This window comes from Pseudomonas sp. PP3, assembly GCF_905336995.1.
Classification (GTDB): domain Bacteria; phylum Pseudomonadota; class Gammaproteobacteria; order Pseudomonadales; family Pseudomonadaceae; genus Aquipseudomonas; species Aquipseudomonas reinekei.
The window spans coordinates 2,970,797-2,988,097 of sequence record NZ_HG995459.1 but is presented as its reverse complement, the minus strand read 5'-3'; the positions used below and the strand labels follow the sequence as shown (position 1 = coordinate 2,988,097).

Sequence of the window (17,301 nt, the reverse complement as noted above, 5' to 3'; positions counted from 1 at the left end):
AAATACCCATTCAAAGCCACGCCAGACACCGGGCCATGGCCCGGTGCGTACAACGTTTGAATCGCCAACAGTCACACCTGGATCGCCTTCACTTCGACGAATTCGTTCAGCCCTTCTTCCCCCCACTCCCGACCATTACCCGATTGTTTGTAGCCGCCGAACGGCGCCTGATAATTGAACGCCGCGCCATTGAGGAAGCACTGGCCAGCCCGCAGTTGCCGCCCCAGATGCAGGGCGCGCTCGGCACTCCCGGCCCAGACACCGCTGGACAGGCCAAACAGCGAGTCATTGGCGATCTGGATCGCGTGGGCTTCATCGTTGTAGGGAATCAGGCACAGCACCGGGCCGAAGATTTCTTCCTGGGCGATGCGCAGGCGGTTGTCGACATCGGCGAACAGCGTCGGGCTGACGTAATAACCGCGTTCGAACGCCGGTGCTGGATCCCCACCGCACAGCAGGCGCGCGCCTTCCTGTTGCCCAACCTTGATGTAATCGAGCACGGTGCGGCGTTGCCCCGCCGAACACATCGGCCCGAGAAAACTATCTGGGTCGAGCGGATCGCCCATTTTCAGGCTCAGGGTTTCGGCCAGCGCCAATTCCAGCGCTTCTGCGTAGCGACTGGCCGGCAGCAGCATGCGGGTCAACGCGGTGCAGGTTTGACCGGAGTTGATCATCACGTCCTGCACGCCATAGCGCACCGCAGCAGCCAGATCAGCGTCTTCGGCGATCAACAGCGGCGACTTGCCGCCCAGTTCCAGACACACGCGTTTCACTGATGGCGCTGCCGCTTGCGCCACGCGAACACCGGCGCCGGTAGACCCGGTGAACGACACCATGTCGACGTCCGGGTGTTTGGCCAACGCTTCGCCGACTTTCGAACCCGGCCCGCTGACCAGGTTGAATACCCCGGCCGGCAGGCCGATGGCTTCGATCATCTGTGCCAGCAAAAACGCATGCAGCGGCGTTTCCTGGCTCGGCTTGACCACCACCGTGCAACCGGCAGCCAGTGCCGGGGCGAGTTTGCCGATCAACTGATGCAGCGGGTAATTCCACGGATTGATAAAGGCGCAGACGCCCACCGCTTCACGCATCACCAGCGAGTTGCCGACTTCTCGCACTTCGTCCATCAGGCGGGCCAGTTCGACGTATTGCTCAAGGCCAATGATCGGCCCGTCGACCTGTACCGAGCGGCACCATTGCACCGGCATGCCCAGTTCAGTGGTGATGACCGCGGCCATTTCATCGGCACGGCTGCGCAGTTGTTCAGCCAGTGCACGGAGGTACCCGGCGCGAACGCTGGACGGTGTACGCGACCATGAATCGAAGGCTTTGCGCGCGGCGGCTACTGCGTTGTCGACGTCTCGCTCATCGCCCAGCGGCACGCTGCCGGCCACTTCTTCGGTGGCCGGGTTGATCACCTCGGCGATCCCCTGCCCCGACGGCGTTTGCCAGCGGCCATCAATAAACAATCTCTTGTGGTTAAGCATGAACCTCGGCCTCCATCAATTCCTGGGCACATCGGGCAATGCGCTGGCAGGCATCACGCAACGGTTCGGCGCCGACCACCAGCCCCAGACGAATATGCCCCGCAGCGCTCGGGCCGAAAGCTTCGCCGGCCAGTACAGAGACGCCATGGCGATCGAGCAAGCGGTCGGCAAACGCTTGGGCGCTGAGCCCGGTTTCGCGGATATCCACCATCACGAACATTCCGCCATCGGGCTTCAAGGCGCGCACGCCCGGGCATTCGGCGAGGCTGTCGCACACCAGATCGCGACGCTGGCGATAGGCTTCGCGCATGGCTTGCAGTTCCGGCAGGTTGCTTTCCAGCGCGATCACCGCGGCGTCCTGAATGAAATCCGGCGAACCGTAGAGCATGCACAGCGCAAGGTTTTCCAGGTGCGCGGCCAGTGACGGCGGCGCCACCACCCAGCCGACGCGCCACCCGGTCATGGCGTGGGACTTCGACAGGCTGTTGAGGGTCGCCGTGCGCTCGGCCATTCCCGGCAAACTCGCCGGGCTGACGTGCTCGCCTTCAAACAGCAGTTCGCTGTAGACCTCATCGGAAATCAGCCACAGATCGTGGGCGATGCACAGTTCGGCCAGCGCCTGCCAGGTGCTGCGCGGCAGGCTTGCGCCTGACGGGTTGTGCGGGCTGTTCAAGGCCAGCGCCCGGGTACGAGGCGTGATCCGCGCGGCGACGTCTTCGGGCAATACGCGAAAACCGTTTTCCGAACGCACCGGCACCGGCACGACCACGGCACCGCAGGCACCAAACACCGCTTCGTAAGTGACATACATCGGTTCGGCGACGATCACTTCATCGCCCGGGTTCAGAACGCATTGGGCAACGGCGAACAGCGCACACTGCGCGCCGGCCAGCACCGTGACCTGATCCGCCGAGACGGCTTGCCCGCTGCGTTGCCGATGACGCCTGGCGATGGCTTCACGCAGGGCACGCTTGCCGCGTACTTCGGCATAGTGCGTGTTGCCGTTTAGCAGGCTGTCGATAGCGGCCTGCACGATGGGTTGCGGTGTGTCGAAATCCGGGTCGCCCACGGACAGCAACAGGATGTCTTCACCCTGCTCGCGCAGTGCCAGGGCTCGGTAGTGAATATCCCAGGCGGCGGCGCCGTCCCCGGCGATACGTTGAGTCAGATCGGAAAAGCGCATGGCTTCATCCCCCTTAAATACAGATCAATGGGCGCAGGCATGCTTGAGTTCGATCAGCGTCACGCCGTTGCGCTTGAAGCCGTGGCGCAAGTCGGTTTGCAACTCCGCCAGGCTTTGCGGCTGAGTCACGGTGCAACCGAACGCGCGCGCAAGGGCGGCGAAATCCGGGTTGCGCGGCAGCACGCCGATCGGCTCGATATCGAGGCCGAGCATGTCGTCGCGGATCTGCCCCAGTGCGTCGTTGTTCCACAGCAAAACGACCAACGGACTGTCGAGTTCTTCCACGGCGGTGGCCAGTTCCTGGGCGGTGTAAAGGAAACCGCCGTCGCCCACCAGCACCAGGCCCGGACGTTGCGGCGCGCCGAACTTGGCGCCGATGCCGGCGGGCAAGCCGTAGCCCAACGTGCCGTAGCCGGTCGGGTGCAGCCAGCTGCGGATGGCCAGGCTGTCGAAGGCGTAGTTGCCGGTGTAGGCGAGTTGGGTCATGTCGGTGCTGATAAACGCGTTTTCCGGCAACTCCGCAGCAATGCGCTCGATAATTGACTGATGGATCCGTTGCAACGGGCCATGGCTGGCCTTGACCGCTTCACGCAATGCCGCAACCGAGGCAATCGCCGCGCTGGCGTCACGTACGCTGGATGGCAGGCGCTCGAGCAAGCCGCTGAGGGTTTGATGCGCGTCGCCATGCAAGGCCACGGTGCACGGGTAGAAGTCGTTGAACTTGCGCGGATCGATGTCCACTCGCAGCAGTTCAGCGTTGAGCGGCAAGCGCTCACGCCAGAAATCGGTGTCGGCCATTTCGGTGCCGACCGCCAGCACCACGTCGGCTTCGGCGATCAGGTTCCAGCCGGGTTCTACGCACAGCGACGATCCGGCGTTCAACGGCGCATCCGGTGGCAGCAGGCCTTTGCCGGCGACACTGGTAAACAGCGGCGCCGCGAGTCGAGTGCTGATGTACTGCAGCTGCGAGGCGGCCTTCAAGGCGCCGCCACCGGCGATGATCATCGGGCGTTTGGCGCTGTTGAGTTTGGCCACGGCTTCATCGAGCGCCGTGGCGGATGCCGGACCACGCCCCGGACGACGCACCACGTCGTTGCTCCAGTCATGAGCAATCGGCGCCGACAACACATCCAGCGGCACCGAAATGTGCACCGGACGCGGACGCTCGCCGTCGAACACCGCATAGGCGCGGGCGATCAGTTCCGGCAGGTCTTGCGCGGTCAGTGCCACGGCGGAGAACGCCGTGATCGGCGCAGTCATCGCCCGCTGATCCTGACACTCATGCAGGCTGCCCCAGCCCTTGCCGAGGCTGGCGCTGTGGTTGACGCTGGAAATCACCAGCATGGGAATAGAGTCGGCGTAAGCCTGCCCGATTCCCGTGGCGGCGTTGGTCACGCCGGGGCCGGTGATGACGAAACATACGCCGGGTTTGCCGCTGACCCGCGCGTAACCGTCGGCCATGAAACTGGCGCCTTGTTCATGCCGAGTCAGCACGTGGCGAATGCCGCTGCCGGGCAAGCCGCGATACAGCTCCAGCGTGTGCACGCCGGGAATGCCGAACACGGTATCGACGCCGTAATTGGCCAGCAGGCGCACCAGCGCCTGGCCACCGGTCAAGGTTTTGCTTTGCATGTTCAGGTCCTCACGCATGGCCAAGGCGAATCAACGCATCGACCGCAGTCGTGCCATCGGCGCCGACCAACAATGGGTTCACATCGAGTTCCAGCAATTGCGCGACGTTTTCGCAGGCGTAATCGGCGACCGCGCGAATCGCGGCCACCAGCGCTTCCAGATCCGCCGCATCACGGCCACGGAAACCCTGCAGCAACGGTGCACTGCGCAGACTGAGCACGGCGTTGCGGATGGCGCCGTCGGTGGTCGGCAGCAACAGGCTGCGACTGTCCTTGAGCAATTCCACCAGAATGCCGCCGGCGCCAATCACCAGGGCCAGGCCGAAATCGTTTTCGCGTTTGATGCCGACGATCAACTCGGCCAACGGCGGTTTGGCCATGGGCTCCAGCAGCAGTTGATCGAACGCCACGCCCGGCGCATACGCGGCGATGCTGGCGCGCATGGTTTCCAGTGCTGCGCTTAATGCGGCGCTGTCCTTGAGGTTCAGTGCCAAGGCGCCGGCTTCGGTCTTGTGCGGCAATTGTGCGCTGACGGCTTTCACCACCAGCGGGTAGCCCAGCACTTCGGCGTCTTTCAAGGCATTGGCCGGGGTGCTGAGAACGCCGTTTGGCGTCGGCAGACCGAAAGCGCTTAATGCCTGTTTGGAATTCCATTCATTGAGCAGCTCACCCTCGCCGGTCAATGCTTGCGGACACAGCGGCAGCAACGCCGACTCACCCAGTGCCAACAACGCCTGACGATTGCGCTGGTAACCGGCGATTCGACCCCACGCCGCCAAACCATCCTCGACGCCTTGCAACGCCGCCACGCCTTGGGCATGCAGCCGCTCACGGGCGTGGGCCGGCAGTAATTCAGGGAACGCCGAAGTGACAAAGCCGCTCTTGCCATGACGCTTCAATGCTGCACAGTACAGCTCAAGCAGCAGGTCGCACTCCTTGCGCTCGCCGGTGAACTCGGCGGGGTAATCGAGCACCAGCATCGCCGCGTCGGCGGGCGTGCGCAGGGCGCTGTCGAGCATGCGATTGAGCGCCGCGCCATCGCCCCAGATCGCGGTGGTGAAATCCAGCGGGTTGACCAGATTGGCGTAACCGGGCAACACCTGCGCCAGTTCGCCGACCTGCCCGTCATCGAGTGTCGGCAAGCCCAGTTCATTGCGTTCGGCGTAGTCGGCAATCAGCCCGGCATCGCCACCGGAACAAGCCAGCGCGATCAGGCTGTTGCCCGCCGGTAGATTGCCGCAGGCGGCGGCTTTCAGGGTTTCGACAAAACTCACCGGGCCACTGACGCGAATCACGCCCAGGCGCTCGAACAACGCGTCGTACAGCGCATCGGAACCGGACAGCGAACTGGTGTGACTCAGGGCCAGTTCGGCGCCGATCTGCGACACGCCGGTTTTCAAGGCGATGATCGGAATGCCCTTTTCCAGGGCCTTGTGCGCGGCGCGGGCGAACCCCGGGACGTTTTTCAAACCTTCGAGGTGCAGGCCGATGGCGGTTACGCGCGGCTCGTCGAGCAGCACATCCATCAGTTCCGCCACGCCCAGTTGCGCCTGATTACCGACCGACGCCATGTAGGCCACCGGCAGCGAACGGTCGCTCATCGACAGGTTGTAGGCGAAATTGCCGCTCTGGGTCAGCACTGCCACGCCCTTCTCCACCGCTTTGCCGCCGTGGGCCACCGGCCACAGCGCGGCGCTGTGCAGATAGTCGAGCAAGCCGTAGCAGTTGGGGCCGAGCAACGCCATGTCGCCGGCGGCTGCAAGCAGTTGTTGTTGCAGCGCCTGGCCTTCGGCGCCCGTTTCGGCGAACCCCGACGCATAGCAAATCGCGCCGCCGGCACCGATGGCGGCAAGTTCGGCGACGCAGTTCAGGGTCAAATCACGGTTGGTGGCGATGAACACCGCGTCCGGCCCGCAGGGCAAATCGGCAATGCTGCGCACGCAGGGCACGTCTTCAAGGCTGTCGTGCTGCGGGTTGACCAGCCACATTTGCCCTTGGTAGCCACCGTCGGCGCAGCGCTTGAGGGCGCGCGCCATGCTGCGGCCGCCGACAAACGCCACGTGTTGTGGCGCGAGCATGCGCTGGAGGTTGTCGCGAATGGTTTGGGACATGGCAATTCTCCAGGCCGATCAGCGCAGCAGTGGCCGCAACAACTCGCGGGAAATGATGTGGCGCTGGATTTCCGAAGTGCCTTCCCAGACTCGCTCGATCCGCGCGTTACGCCAAATGCGCTCCACCGGGCTTTCATCCATCAGGCCCATGCCGCCAAAGATCTGCACGGCTTCATCCGCCGCACGTCCGAGCACTTCACTGGCGAACAACTTGGCCATGCCGGCCTCGCCGTCGGTCATGGTGCCCTGGTCCATTTTCCACGCGGTGTGCAGGGTCAGCAGTTCCGCGGCACGGATCTGAGTCGCCATGTCCGCCAATTTGAACGACACGCCCTGGAAGTGACCTATGGCCTGGCCAAACTGCTTGCGGTCGGCCGCCCATTGCAGCGAGCAATCCAGTGCACGCTGGGCCTGCCCGACACAGTTGGCCGCGACCATCACCCGCCCGGCAGTCAGCCAGGCGTTGGCGACGTCCCAGCCTTTGCCGACTTCACCCAGCACTTTGCTGGACGGCACGCGGCAATCGTCGAAGAACATTTCGAAGGTGTGGTAACCACGGTTGCTCACGCATTTCGGGCCACGGCGGATGGTCATGCCGGGGGTGTTGCGGTCGACCAGGAACGAGGTCACGGCGTTGCGCTTCTTGCCATTTTGTTCGTAGGTGTCGGTCACCGCGAAGACGATGGCGAAATCAGCGTGGCCGGCGTGGCTGATGAAATGCTTGCTGCCGTTGAGGATGAAGTCGTCGCCTTCACGCACGGCGCGGGTCTTGATCGCATTGGCGTCGGAGCCGGCACCCGGTTCGGTCAAGGCGAAGCAGTCGATTTTCTCGCCCTGGATGCACGGCAGCAGGTAGTCGTTGATCTGGTCGCCTTTGCAGGCCATGAGGATTTTCGAAGGCCGCGCGACAAACACGTGCAGCGCCCAGGACACTTTCGACAGCTCACGCTCGATCAGCGCCTGGGACAGGTAATCCAGACCGCCGCCGCCGACGTCTTCCGGCATGTTGAAAGCATAGAAACCGGCGGCAATCGCCTTGCCGCGTATCTGGGCGGCCAGTTCGGCAGAGACTTCGTCGGCACGGTCGACTTCGGTCTCATAGGGCAGCAGTTCCTTCTCGACGAAGCTGCGTACCGAGTCCACCAACATTTCTTGTTCTTGGGTCAGTTGGAAATTCATGCGGCTACCTGTTGTTCGTGTGCTGATAGGTGGATGCGGGGCTTAGCGACCAATGAAGCGTGCCGGGCGTTTTTCCATGGCGGCGCGCAGGGCTTCGCTGCCGTCGGCGCTGCGACCGCAGAGCAACCCGGCGGCGAGTTCGGCTTGCAGATGTTCGGCGAGATTGCGTTCGGCGCCTTCGCGCATGAGTTTCTTGGTTTGGGCGAAGGCGAAAGTCGGCCCGATAGCCAGGCACGCAGCCAATTCGCTGGCGACGGTCAGCAGTTGATCATCGGCGCAGACTTCGCCGACCAGACCCGCGGCCAGCGCACGGTCGGCGCCCCACAATTCATCGAGGAACAGCAGACGCTTGGCTTGTTCGCTGCCGATCAGCCGTGGCAAGTGCCAACTGGCGCCGGCGTCCGGCGAGTAGGCCATGCTGGTGTAGCCGGCCTTGAATCGCGCCGATTGCCCGGCGATGCGCAGGTCGCAGCACAGGGTCAAATCCATGCCGGCGCCGACGGCGGTGCCGTTGATGGCGGCGATGGTCGGTTTTTCCAGGCTGTGAAGACGGGTCATCAAGGCGTGGGCGGTTTCGGTCCAGCCGTAGGTTTCCAGCGCACCGCGGGCTTCGGCGTCGGCCCACTCGTCGAGGTCAGCGCCGGCGCAGAAACTGCGACCGCTGCCGGTCAACACCACCACGCGTACCGCTGGGTCGGCGTTGAAGCTGTCGAGCAACCCATGCAGGGCGTTCAGGGTCGGGATGTCCAGCGCGTTGCGCTGAGCGGCGCGATTGAGCGTAATCCAGGCAACGCCTGCTTCGACCTGACTGAGCAGCGAATCATGAGTAGTCATGCGAATCCTCGAATTATTTTGATTGGTCTGAGGTGATGCGACTTGAGGCCATACTAAACGAGTGTTCAGCAAGGCGGCAATCGTGGAAGCATTGAGCTGTAACGATCTTCTGTAATCGTTAACCCATTGGTTTTATTGGTTTATTTGTTGTTTTTTGGAGTTAGGCCAGTGCCGCTGTTACAACTTCGAACAACTGCCGACAAGGCATTGCGACATTCGAAAACCTGTAGGAGCCGGCTTCTGGCGATTGCGGCATCACATCCAACATCTCTGCTGACTGATACACCGCTATCGCCAGCAAGCCGGCTCCTACGGGGGATGCGTGCGGCAGGAAGAATTTTGAATCCACCACATAAAAGGTAGGAGCCGGCTTCTGGCGATTGCGGCATCACATCCAACATCTCTGCTGGCTGACACACCGCTATCGCCAGCAAGCCGGCTCCTACGGGGGATGCGTGCGGCAGGAAGAATTTTGAATCCACCACATAAAAGGTAGGAGCCGGCTTGCTGGCGATTGCAGCGTCACATCCAACATCTCTGCTGGCTGATACACCGCTATCGCCAGCAATCCGGCTCCTACGGGGATCAGGCTGTCGGCAGGCTTGGTGCCAACACGGCCTGACGCTTGCGATGGATCAGGAAATACGCGCCATAGCACAGCGCGATGAACCCGAAGCCCCAATACAGCGATGGACGCTGGGTTTCATCCAGGGCCAGGAACACGAACAGCGAGCAGCACAAGGTGATGCACATCAGCGGCAATACCGGGAACCACGGTGCACGGTATTTCAGGTCGCTGAGTTTGTTGCCGTCACGCAGCCAGGCCTTGCGGAACTTGTACTGTGCCAGCGCGATGACAATCCAGGTTACGGTGCCGGACATGCCGCTGATCGCCATCAGCACCATGAACAAGGTGTCGGCCGCGACGAAACTGGTCATCAACGACACCAGGGCAAAGCACAACGTGATGCTCAATGCACGCAGCGGCACGCCACGCTTGCTCAGCGGCGACAGGCTCTTGGGCGCCATTCCGGTTTTCGACATCGCCCACAGAATGCGCGTCGAGGCATACAGGCCGGAGTTGCCCACCGACAGAATCGCGGTGAGGATCACGAAGTTCATCAAGTCAGCCGCGTATGGAATGCCGACCATATCGAACACCTGCACAAACGGGCTTTCCATCAACCCGGCCTGCTGCCATGGCACGATGGCCGACAGCACGATGATCGCCAGCACATAGAAAATCAGCACGCGGAACACCACGTTGCGCACGGCTCGCGGGATGCTCTTTTCCGGCTGATCGGTTTCGCCGGCCGCCACGCCCATGATCTCGCAACCCTGGAAGGCGTAGACCACAGTCATCATCACTGCGAACACCGCCGACAACCCATTGGGGAACAACGAATCGCCAATCAGATTGCTCGCCATCGGCGCGGGCGCGCCGCTGCTCAGCGGTATCGCGCCAAAGATCACCAACACGCCAACCACGATAAAACCGAGAATCGCCGCGACCTTGATCCCGGAAAACCAGTATTCCGCCTCACCGAATGCGCGGGTCGCCATAGCGTTGATGCCGAACAACACCACCACGAACAGCGCCGACCAGTACCAAATTGGCACTTCAGGAAACCAACGGGTCATCAGCATGCCGGCGGCGGTGAATTCCAGGCCAACGGTGGTCGCCCAGCTCATCCAGTAGACCCAGCCGATCATGAAGCCGGTGGCCGGCCCGATGTACTGGGTGGCATGGGTTTGAAACGAGCCCGACACCGGCATCTGTACCGACAGTTCACCGAGGCAGACCATCACCAGATACATCAGGAAACCTGCGACCAGGTACGCCAGAATCGCGCCCACCGGGCCACCCTGATTGATGATGACACCGGAGCCCATGAACAGCCCGGTGCCAATCACCCCGCCCAGGGACAGCATGAAGATGTGCCGGCTTTTCAGGGCCCGGGTCAGTTGGATGCCTTTGCGATCAGTATTTTCGTTCATGTCTGCACCTCAGCAGTCGGTGAGGTGCGCAGTGCATGACAGGACGTCAGGGCACGGGGAGGAATCAGCTTTACGGCAATTCATTATTATTATCTCCAATAAGCTTCGAAGACCGCGCTGCGGCGGTTGCGTCGATTATTGGAAAGCCATGTAAGGTCGCGTTGTACGTAAAGATCGAAGTTGTGAAAAGTCGTAACAAATTTGTACGTCAGCTCTGCAACAGCTGTTCCAGCGTGTCCAGCGAGCGTTGGCATTGCCCGTCGATCTGCGGTGCGAGCAAGCGGACCGCCGCTTCGTCGTTGCTCCGTGCCGCGTCTTCCAGCCATCGCAGCTCATTGGCCAAGGCACGAAAACCCAGCGAATCGCAACTTCCGGCCAGTCGGTGCGCCAGATGCGCGACTTCGGTGCCGTCATCGGCGCCAATGGCTTCGCGCAACGCCTGACGATGCTGCAGGATCGAATCGCGCAGCACGGCCAGCAGTCCCTGCACTTTCTGCTCGCCCAGCAAGGTGCGATGGGTTTGCAGCAACGGCCAGTCCATCGCGCTGTCTTCCTGCAGCGGCTCGGGCGTCAGTGGCTGTTCACTCAAGGCTTTACGCAGCTGGTCCAGTTTCAGCGGTTTGGCGAGCACGCCGTCCATGCCGGCATCCAGATACCCGCGCACCAGCGCCGGCTGCACGCTGGCGGTCAGGGCAAAAATACGTGCGGTTCGGTTCGGCCCCTCGAGGCTACGCAGTCGTTTGCACAACGCCACACCGCTCATGCCCGGCAGATGCACGTCCAGCAGAATCAGATCGAATGCCTGCGCGGCGCATTGCAGCAGCGCCTGTTCGCTTTCTTCGGCCAGCCAGACCCGATGGCCATCCCGTTGCAGCAAACCGCTGACCACTTCGCGATTGAGCGCCACGTCCTCGACCACCAGAATATCCAGCGCTGGCCCCGGCACATCTATCGGCAGCTGAGCCGTCGCACCGACGGCAGGTTGCAGCGTCAGCTCAAACCAGAAACAACTGCCCCGATCGACTTCACTGGTAACGCCGATGCTCCCGCCCATCTGCTCGACCAGGTGTTTGCAGATCGCCAGTCCCAGCCCGGTACCGCCAAAACGCTGCGCCACTTCATCGCTGGCCTGGGTGAAACGCTCGAAAATCTTTGCCTGCATGGCCGGCGCGATGCCGATGCCGTTATCGGTGACGCTCACCCGCAAGTGATCTGCGCGACTGCCTTCAGCCTGTGTGAGCAACGCCACGTCGACACTGACCTCGCCGTTTTCGGTGAACTTGATCGCGTTGGCCAGCAGATTGCTCAAGACCTGGCGCAAAAACTGTTCGGCGCCGTGATACCGCTCGGCCACCCGCTGATCGACTCGACAGTGCAGCACGGTGTCATTGGCCAGCGCCTTCGGTTCCAGCAAGGTCAGCACTTCATCGAGCAATTGGCGCACCGAGAAATCCACCGGCTCCGGCAGGCTTGCGCCCTCCTCCAGCTTGGCGAAGAACAGCACTTCGTTGAGGATGGTCAGCAAGCCTTCGCCGGCCTTGTGCAGCGCATCGAGTCGCTTGCCATCGCGCTCGTCGAGACGCGCGTCGCGCAACAGTTCAGCCATGCCGAGAATGCCGTTGAGCGGTGTGCGCAACTCATGGCTCATGGTCGCCAGGAACCGTGACTTGGCGAGGTTGGCTGCTTCGGCTTCGTCCTTGGCGCGCATCAGGCTGGCGGTCCGCCGTTCGACCATTTTCAACAACTCGTCGCGGTTGTCCTGCAAGGCCAGCCGATCGGTTTCGCGGCGTTCAATGTCACTGAGGATCGCCCGACGCATGTCATCGAGCGCGTTGGCGACCGTGTCGATTTCGTCTTCGTTGGCGCTCCGGCTCTTGCCCAGGCGCAGGGGCTCCTGCCACTGCCCGGCCGCAATGCGCCGGGCAAATTCGGCCATGACCTGCAAGTGCCGGGTCACCAGGCGATAAAACAACCCAGACAACGCCACCGCCAGGCCACACAGGAACGCGCCCATCCACAACAGGCTGGTCAAGCCGCTGGCATACAGGCGCTGATACACCGCCCCCAGATCGGTGCTGACTTCCAGCTCCCCCAGTTGGCGCAACGGCCCGGACGGAGGCTGGTAATCCAGCACAAAACGCTCGACCCGCAGCGGCCCGACCGGTTGCGGATTGCCCTGCACCAGATCGAAATCGCTGCTGATCAGATGCACCCGGGCGACGTCAGAGAAATCCACCAGCCCGCGCAACTGCACGTTCAACTGTTCCTGGTTGAGATCCCACAAACTGCGCTCCAGACTCGCCAGATACCCGGCGCGGATCAGTTCCATGCGTGAATCGATCTCGCGCATTTCCCGGCGGTACTCAATGTAGAGCTGCACGCTGCTGGCGAGTACGGTGAAGCACAGGCTGAACAACAGAATGAACAGCAGCAGACGCCGCAACAAGCCACCGGATCGGCCACGGATCATGGGCTGTTCACCGGCAAATTGATCATGTCGCGGTAGGTCACTTCGCTCTCATTCAGCAGACGCTCAATGTCACCGGCATCGACCATGCGCTGCAGTTGCGCATCGATATCCGACAAGCGTTCAACCAGAGGCGAGCGACGGGAAACGGCGACCCGCAGGTAGTCAACGCTGAGGGCGGTGGGCAACGCGACAATGTCTTGCGCGCCCGCCAGGCTTTCGACGTACAGCTGACCGGTGCGGCGTTCCTGGGTGATGAAGTCGATGCGCCCGCGAATCAGCTTGCCGAAGTTCTGGCGGCTATCGGAGACCCATTCGATGTTGTTGTTTTGCGCGACCATGCGATCGAACTCCACGCCGTAGCTTTCACCGAACAGCAGGCCGCCACGGTAACGGGCCAGGTCTTGCAACCGTTCGAACTTCACCGGGTGTTGGCGATTGATGAACAGCGCCACTTCTTCACGCAGCACCGGGACTTTGGAAAACAGCATGCTTTGTTCGCGTTGCGCGGTGCTGTAGGCCAGGACCACGTCGACCCGGCCTTCGGCGGCGTCGAGCAGGCAGCGTTTCCAGTTACCCAGCACCACGACTTCAACTTGGTAGCCGAGCTGGCCGAACAGGTTTTTCACCACACTCGGTGCCAGGCCACGCACCTGTTTGCCGTCGCTCCAGGAAATCGGTGGGTACACCGGATAATCGCAATAGCGGATCTTTTCCGCTGCCTGGGTGGTGCCCGCCAGCAGCATCAGCAGCCAGAGCAGCCGCCCCAGCGTCATCACGCCGCCAGGCTGGCGGTAAACAGATAACCGGCGCCGTGAATGGTGATGATCAACTGCGGCTCGGCCGGATCGTCATGCAACTTGCGGCGCAAACGGCCGACCAGCACGTCGATGGAGCGATCGTTGGGCACCCATTCGCGGTTGCGGATCTGATCCATCAACTGATCGCGACTGAGGGTGTGGCCGCTATTGCGCAGGAAAACGCTGAGCAACTGATACTCGCCGTGGGTCAGCAGGGTTTCACTGCCGGACGGATCGATCAGCCGACGGCGGTCGGTGTCCAGCGCCCAATCGGCGAACTGTTTGACAGGTTTGGCAACGGTGGCAACCGGTGGCGGGATCTGCGCATGGCGAACCCGGCGAATCAGGTTTTTCGCCCGGGACACCAACTCGCGCGGATTGAGCGGCTTGATCACGTAGTCATCGGCACCGCATTCGAGGCCGACGATGCGGTCGATTTCATCATTGCGGCCGGTGATCAGGATGATGCCCACTTCCGAACGCACCCGCAGCTCGCGGGTCAGGGTCAGGCCGTCCTTGCCCGGTAAGCGGATATCGAGCATGACCAGGTCGACGGTCTGGCTGGCCAGGAAGGTTTCGGCCAGTTCCGCCGTGGCGGCGCTATGCACCTCATAGCCTTCCTGGGACAGGTAGGCATGCAACAGTTCGCGAATCAGCGGATCGTCATCGACGACCAGTACCCGAGGTGTCATTGCTGGTGTCCTGCTTGTTTCTTATTAGAGGGGGGTTGCATCAACGCCAGAGAGTAGCCACAGCTGAACGGGCGATCAACAGCTACTCGTCTGTCTGCAAAATCGCTGGCGGCCACCGGCCTGCAAACCGTCGACCCAGGCTTCACAAATCTGGATGCCCTGCTCCGGGGTGAAGGTGCCGGGGTTGAGTCCGGACTCCAGCCACAAGCCATCGAGCAACGCGCTGAGACTGATCGCGGCGAGATCGGCGTCAAAGTTTTCCCAGTGCTCTTCCTGTGCCAGTTCCATTAGCACCTTGCGCAGGATTGCGCGGTACTCGCCATAGGAATGATCGTGGGCCTTGTTGATGGCCTCGGCGGTTTTCACTGCACCCCAGAATGCCAGCCAGGCGTCGATCAATTGCGGGTCGAGCAATTCGGCGGAGAACGAACCGCGGAAAAAGGCTGACAGGCGCTCGCGGGCGTTGGGTGCGGCTTGTTCCATCGCGTCACGCAGCAGGGTCATGACCCGCCCGGTGATCGCCATGTAGGCTTCGGCCACCAGTTCGTCCTTGCCGGAATAGTGGTGGCTGATCAGGCCAACGGAGACACCGGCCTCGGCGGAAATCTTGCGGATAGAGGCGCCCTGGAAGCCATGACGCTTGAGGCACGTCAACGTCGCCTCGATCAGGTTGGCCTTGCGCAACTCCGGTTCCATGCGGGAAAAACGGGCTTCCTGATTCATGGGCGACACGCTCCTTAGGCTCATTCGTTTAGGCCCGCACGGGTTAGCTGCGGGCTGAACGACTGTACAGCAACAATGTGGCTTGGCGTAAGCCTGAGAAACCGCGGCGCCTGCATCGCCAGCAAGCCGGCTCCTACGGTATTGGGCTCGTTCACAATTTCCGCGTACACCCACAAACCCTGTAGGCGCTGGCTTGCCAGCGATGGCGTCAACAAATTCAGAATGGGTGTTGCCTGACACTCCGCTATCGCCAGCAAGCCGGCTCCTACGGTATTGGGCTCGTTCACAATTTCCGCGTACACCCACAATTCCTGTAGGAGCTGGCTTGCCAGCGATGGCGTCAACAAATTCAGAATGGATGTCGCCTGACACTCTGCCATCGCCAGCAAGCCGGCTCCTACGGTATTGGGCTCGTTCACAATTTCCGCGTACACCCACAAACCCTGTAGGAGCTGGCTTGCCAGCGATGGCGTCAACAAATTCAGAATGGACGTCGCCTGACACTCCGCTATCGCCAGCAAGCCGGCTCCTACGGTATTGGGCTCGTTCACAATTTCCGCGTACACCCACAACCCCTGTAGGCGCTGGCTTGCCAGCGATGGCGTCAACAAATTCAGAATGGATGTCGCCTGACACTCCGCTATCGCCAGCAAGCCGGCTCCTACGGTATTGGGCTCGTTCACAATTTCCGCGTACACCCACAAACCCTGTAGGCGCTGGCTTGCCAGCGATGGCGTCAACAAATTCAGAATGGGTGTTGCCTGACACTCCGCTATCGCCAGCAAGCCGGCTCCTACGGTATTGGGCTCGTTCACAATTTCCGCGTACACCCACAAATCCTGTAGGAGCTGGCTTGCCAGCGATGGCGTCAACAAATTCAGAATGGGTGTCGCCTGACACTCTGCCATCGCCAGCAAGCCGGCTCCTACGGTGGGCTCGTTCACAATTTCCGCGTACACCCACAAATCCTGTAGGAGCTGGCTTGCCAGCGATGGCGTCAACAAATTCAGAATGGGTGTCGCCTGACACTCTGCCATCGCCAGCAAGCCGGCTCCTACGGTGGGCTCGTTCACAATTTCCGCGTACACCCACAACCCCTGTAGGAGCTGGCTTGCCAGCGATGGCGTCAACACATTCAGAATGGGTGTTGCCTGACACTCCGCTATCGCCAGCAAGCCGGCTCCTACGGTATTGGGCTCGTTCACAATTTCCGCGTACACCCACAACCCCTGTAGGAGCTGGCTTGCCAGCGATGGCGTCAACCGATTCAACACCGGGCTTCGGTCAATCCCGATACCCGGGCGCGACCCGATCCAACAACCTCAACATCGCCGCCCAAGCCAATTGCATCGCATCCGGATCACTCAACTCACCCTCTTCCAGCGGCCGCCCCGGATCATTGAACTGCCGCTCGGTATGCGCGCACACCTCATGTGACGGCAAAACAATTTCGCCGGCCGCCTGCGCTGCCAGCTGAATTTCACAGGCTTTTTCAAGGTAATACATACGCAAAAACGCCTGGCTCACGGTTTCACCCACGGTCAGCAAACCATGGTTGCGCAGCATCAATACCGGCTTGTCGCCCAAGTCCGCCACTAACCGCTGTTGTTCGCTCATGTCCAGCGCCACGCCTTCATAGTCGTGGTAGGCCACGCGGCCATAGAACTCCATGGAAATCTGGTTCACCGGCAATAACCCACACTTCAACGCCGCCACCGCGCAGCCGGATTTGGTGTGGGTGTGCAACACGCATTGCGCATCCTCCCGGGCGCCATGGATCGCGCTGTGAATCACGAAACCGGCCGGGTTCACCGGGTAAGGCGACGCTTCAACGGCGCGGCCATCCAGACCAATCTTGACCAGATTCGACGCCGTAATCTCATCAAACATCAGCCCATAGGGGTTGATCAGAAAATGATGCTCCGGCCCCGGAATGCGCACCGAGATGTGGGTGAAGATCAAATCGGTCATCCGGAAGTGTGCGATCAGCCGATAACAGGCGGCGAGCTCTTCACGCAGGCGTTGCTCAATGGCACTGCGTTGCGGCGCGGTCAGAGAAGTAGCGATTTTATTCATTGTTGTGGTCTCCAGGCTGAAATCGGCTGGGTAGGACAGTAAGGCCGGTCGTGTCACATCGTCCAGCCGACGATTCACGCTAACGCAACCTAAAGTAAAGAAACAAGTTGATTTTTTACT

13 protein-coding genes are annotated in these 17,301 nt (G+C 61.5%); all 13 read right to left on the bottom strand.

The window, feature by feature from the left end; genetic code table 11:
* Positions 1-71 precede the first annotated feature (71 nt).
* Positions 72-1,487 carry an aldehyde dehydrogenase family protein gene (locus tag KHO07_RS13600; RefSeq protein WP_212627501.1) on the bottom strand — a complete coding sequence of 472 codons (1,416 nt, stop codon included), beginning with the start codon at positions 1,485-1,487 and terminating at the stop codon, positions 72-74.
* The gene (locus KHO07_RS13595) at positions 1,480-2,670 is read right to left on the bottom strand and encodes a pyridoxal phosphate-dependent aminotransferase (RefSeq protein WP_150733041.1); all 1,191 of its coding nucleotides are present in this window, start codon (positions 2,668-2,670) and stop codon (positions 1,480-1,482) included. The genes KHO07_RS13600 and KHO07_RS13595 overlap by 8 nt, the downstream gene beginning before the upstream one ends.
* 24 nt (positions 2,671-2,694) lie before the next feature.
* Positions 2,695-4,302, bottom strand: a complete 1,608-nt coding sequence (locus KHO07_RS13590) for a 5-guanidino-2-oxopentanoate decarboxylase (RefSeq protein ID WP_212627500.1) — start codon at positions 4,300-4,302, stop codon at positions 2,695-2,697.
* 10 nt (positions 4,303-4,312) lie between these two features.
* On the bottom strand, positions 4,313-6,412 hold the full coding sequence (locus KHO07_RS13585) for an acetate--CoA ligase family protein (protein WP_212627499.1): 2,100 nt from the start codon (positions 6,410-6,412) through the stop codon (positions 4,313-4,315).
* Between the two features lie 18 nt (positions 6,413-6,430).
* Positions 6,431-7,591, bottom strand: a complete 1,161-nt coding sequence (locus tag KHO07_RS13580) for an acyl-CoA dehydrogenase family protein (protein WP_212627498.1) — start codon at positions 7,589-7,591, stop codon at positions 6,431-6,433.
* 42 nt (positions 7,592-7,633) lie between these two features.
* A complete protein-coding gene (locus KHO07_RS13575) occupies positions 7,634-8,425 on the bottom strand; it encodes an enoyl-CoA hydratase-related protein (RefSeq protein WP_212627497.1) in 792 nt (263 codons plus the stop codon).
* Positions 8,426-9,010: 585 nt separating this feature from the next.
* A complete protein-coding gene (locus KHO07_RS13570) occupies positions 9,011-10,423 on the bottom strand; it encodes an amino acid permease (protein ID WP_212627496.1) in 1,413 nt (470 codons plus the stop codon).
* A 208-nt stretch (positions 10,424-10,631) separates the two neighbouring features.
* Positions 10,632-12,893, bottom strand: a complete 2,262-nt coding sequence (locus KHO07_RS13565; protein ID WP_212627495.1) for an ATP-binding protein — start codon at positions 12,891-12,893, stop codon at positions 10,632-10,634.
* Positions 12,890-13,660, bottom strand: coding sequence for a transporter substrate-binding domain-containing protein (locus tag KHO07_RS13560; protein WP_212627629.1), 771 nt, complete (start codon positions 13,658-13,660; stop codon positions 12,890-12,892). Before KHO07_RS13560 ends, KHO07_RS13565 begins: the two co-directional genes overlap by 4 nt.
* 5 nt (positions 13,661-13,665) lie before the next feature.
* Positions 13,666-14,382, bottom strand: coding sequence for a response regulator (locus KHO07_RS13555; protein ID WP_212627494.1), 717 nt, complete (start codon positions 14,380-14,382; stop codon positions 13,666-13,668).
* Between the two features lie 75 nt (positions 14,383-14,457).
* Positions 14,458-15,105 carry a TetR family transcriptional regulator C-terminal domain-containing protein gene (locus KHO07_RS13550; protein WP_150733049.1) on the bottom strand — a complete coding sequence of 216 codons (648 nt, stop codon included), beginning with the start codon at positions 15,103-15,105 and terminating at the stop codon, positions 14,458-14,460.
* A gap of 20 nt (positions 15,106-15,125) precedes the next feature.
* Positions 15,126-16,376 carry a hypothetical protein gene (locus tag KHO07_RS13545; RefSeq protein WP_212627493.1) on the bottom strand — a complete coding sequence of 417 codons (1,251 nt, stop codon included), beginning with the start codon at positions 16,374-16,376 and terminating at the stop codon, positions 15,126-15,128.
* Positions 16,377-16,389: 13 nt separating this feature from the next.
* On the bottom strand, positions 16,390-17,181 hold the full coding sequence (locus tag KHO07_RS13540; RefSeq protein WP_212627492.1) for a class II aldolase/adducin family protein: 792 nt from the start codon (positions 17,179-17,181) through the stop codon (positions 16,390-16,392).
* Positions 17,182-17,301: the final 120 nt, after the last annotated feature.

What these genes read in the sequence shown, in the direction of transcription:
- KHO07_RS13600 (WP_212627501.1), bottom strand. Translation starts at nt 1,487, where the DNA reads ATGCTTAACCACAAGAGATTGTTTATTGATGGCCGCTGGCAAACGCCG.
- KHO07_RS13595 (WP_150733041.1), bottom strand. Translation starts at nt 2,670, where the DNA reads ATGCGCTTTTCCGATCTGACTCAACGTATCGCCGGGGACGGCGCCGCC.
- KHO07_RS13590 (WP_212627500.1), bottom strand. Translation starts at nt 4,302, where the DNA reads ATGCAAAGCAAAACCTTGACCGGTGGCCAGGCGCTGGTGCGCCTGCTG.
- KHO07_RS13585 (WP_212627499.1), bottom strand. Translation starts at nt 6,412, where the DNA reads ATGTCCCAAACCATTCGCGACAACCTCCAGCGCATGCTCGCGCCACAA.
- KHO07_RS13580 (WP_212627498.1), bottom strand. Translation starts at nt 7,591, where the DNA reads ATGAATTTCCAACTGACCCAAGAACAAGAAATGTTGGTGGACTCGGTA.
- KHO07_RS13575 (WP_212627497.1), bottom strand. Translation starts at nt 8,425, where the DNA reads ATGACTACTCATGATTCGCTGCTCAGTCAGGTCGAAGCAGGCGTTGCC.
- KHO07_RS13570 (WP_212627496.1), bottom strand. Translation starts at nt 10,423, where the DNA reads ATGAACGAAAATACTGATCGCAAAGGCATCCAACTGACCCGGGCCCTG.
- KHO07_RS13565 (WP_212627495.1), bottom strand. Translation starts at nt 12,893, where the DNA reads ATGATCCGTGGCCGATCCGGTGGCTTGTTGCGGCGTCTGCTGCTGTTC.
- KHO07_RS13555 (WP_212627494.1), bottom strand. Translation starts at nt 14,382, where the DNA reads ATGACACCTCGGGTACTGGTCGTCGATGACGATCCGCTGATTCGCGAA.
- KHO07_RS13550 (WP_150733049.1), bottom strand. Translation starts at nt 15,105, where the DNA reads ATGAATCAGGAAGCCCGTTTTTCCCGCATGGAACCGGAGTTGCGCAAG.
- KHO07_RS13540 (WP_212627492.1), bottom strand. Translation starts at nt 17,181, where the DNA reads ATGAATAAAATCGCTACTTCTCTGACCGCGCCGCAACGCAGTGCCATT.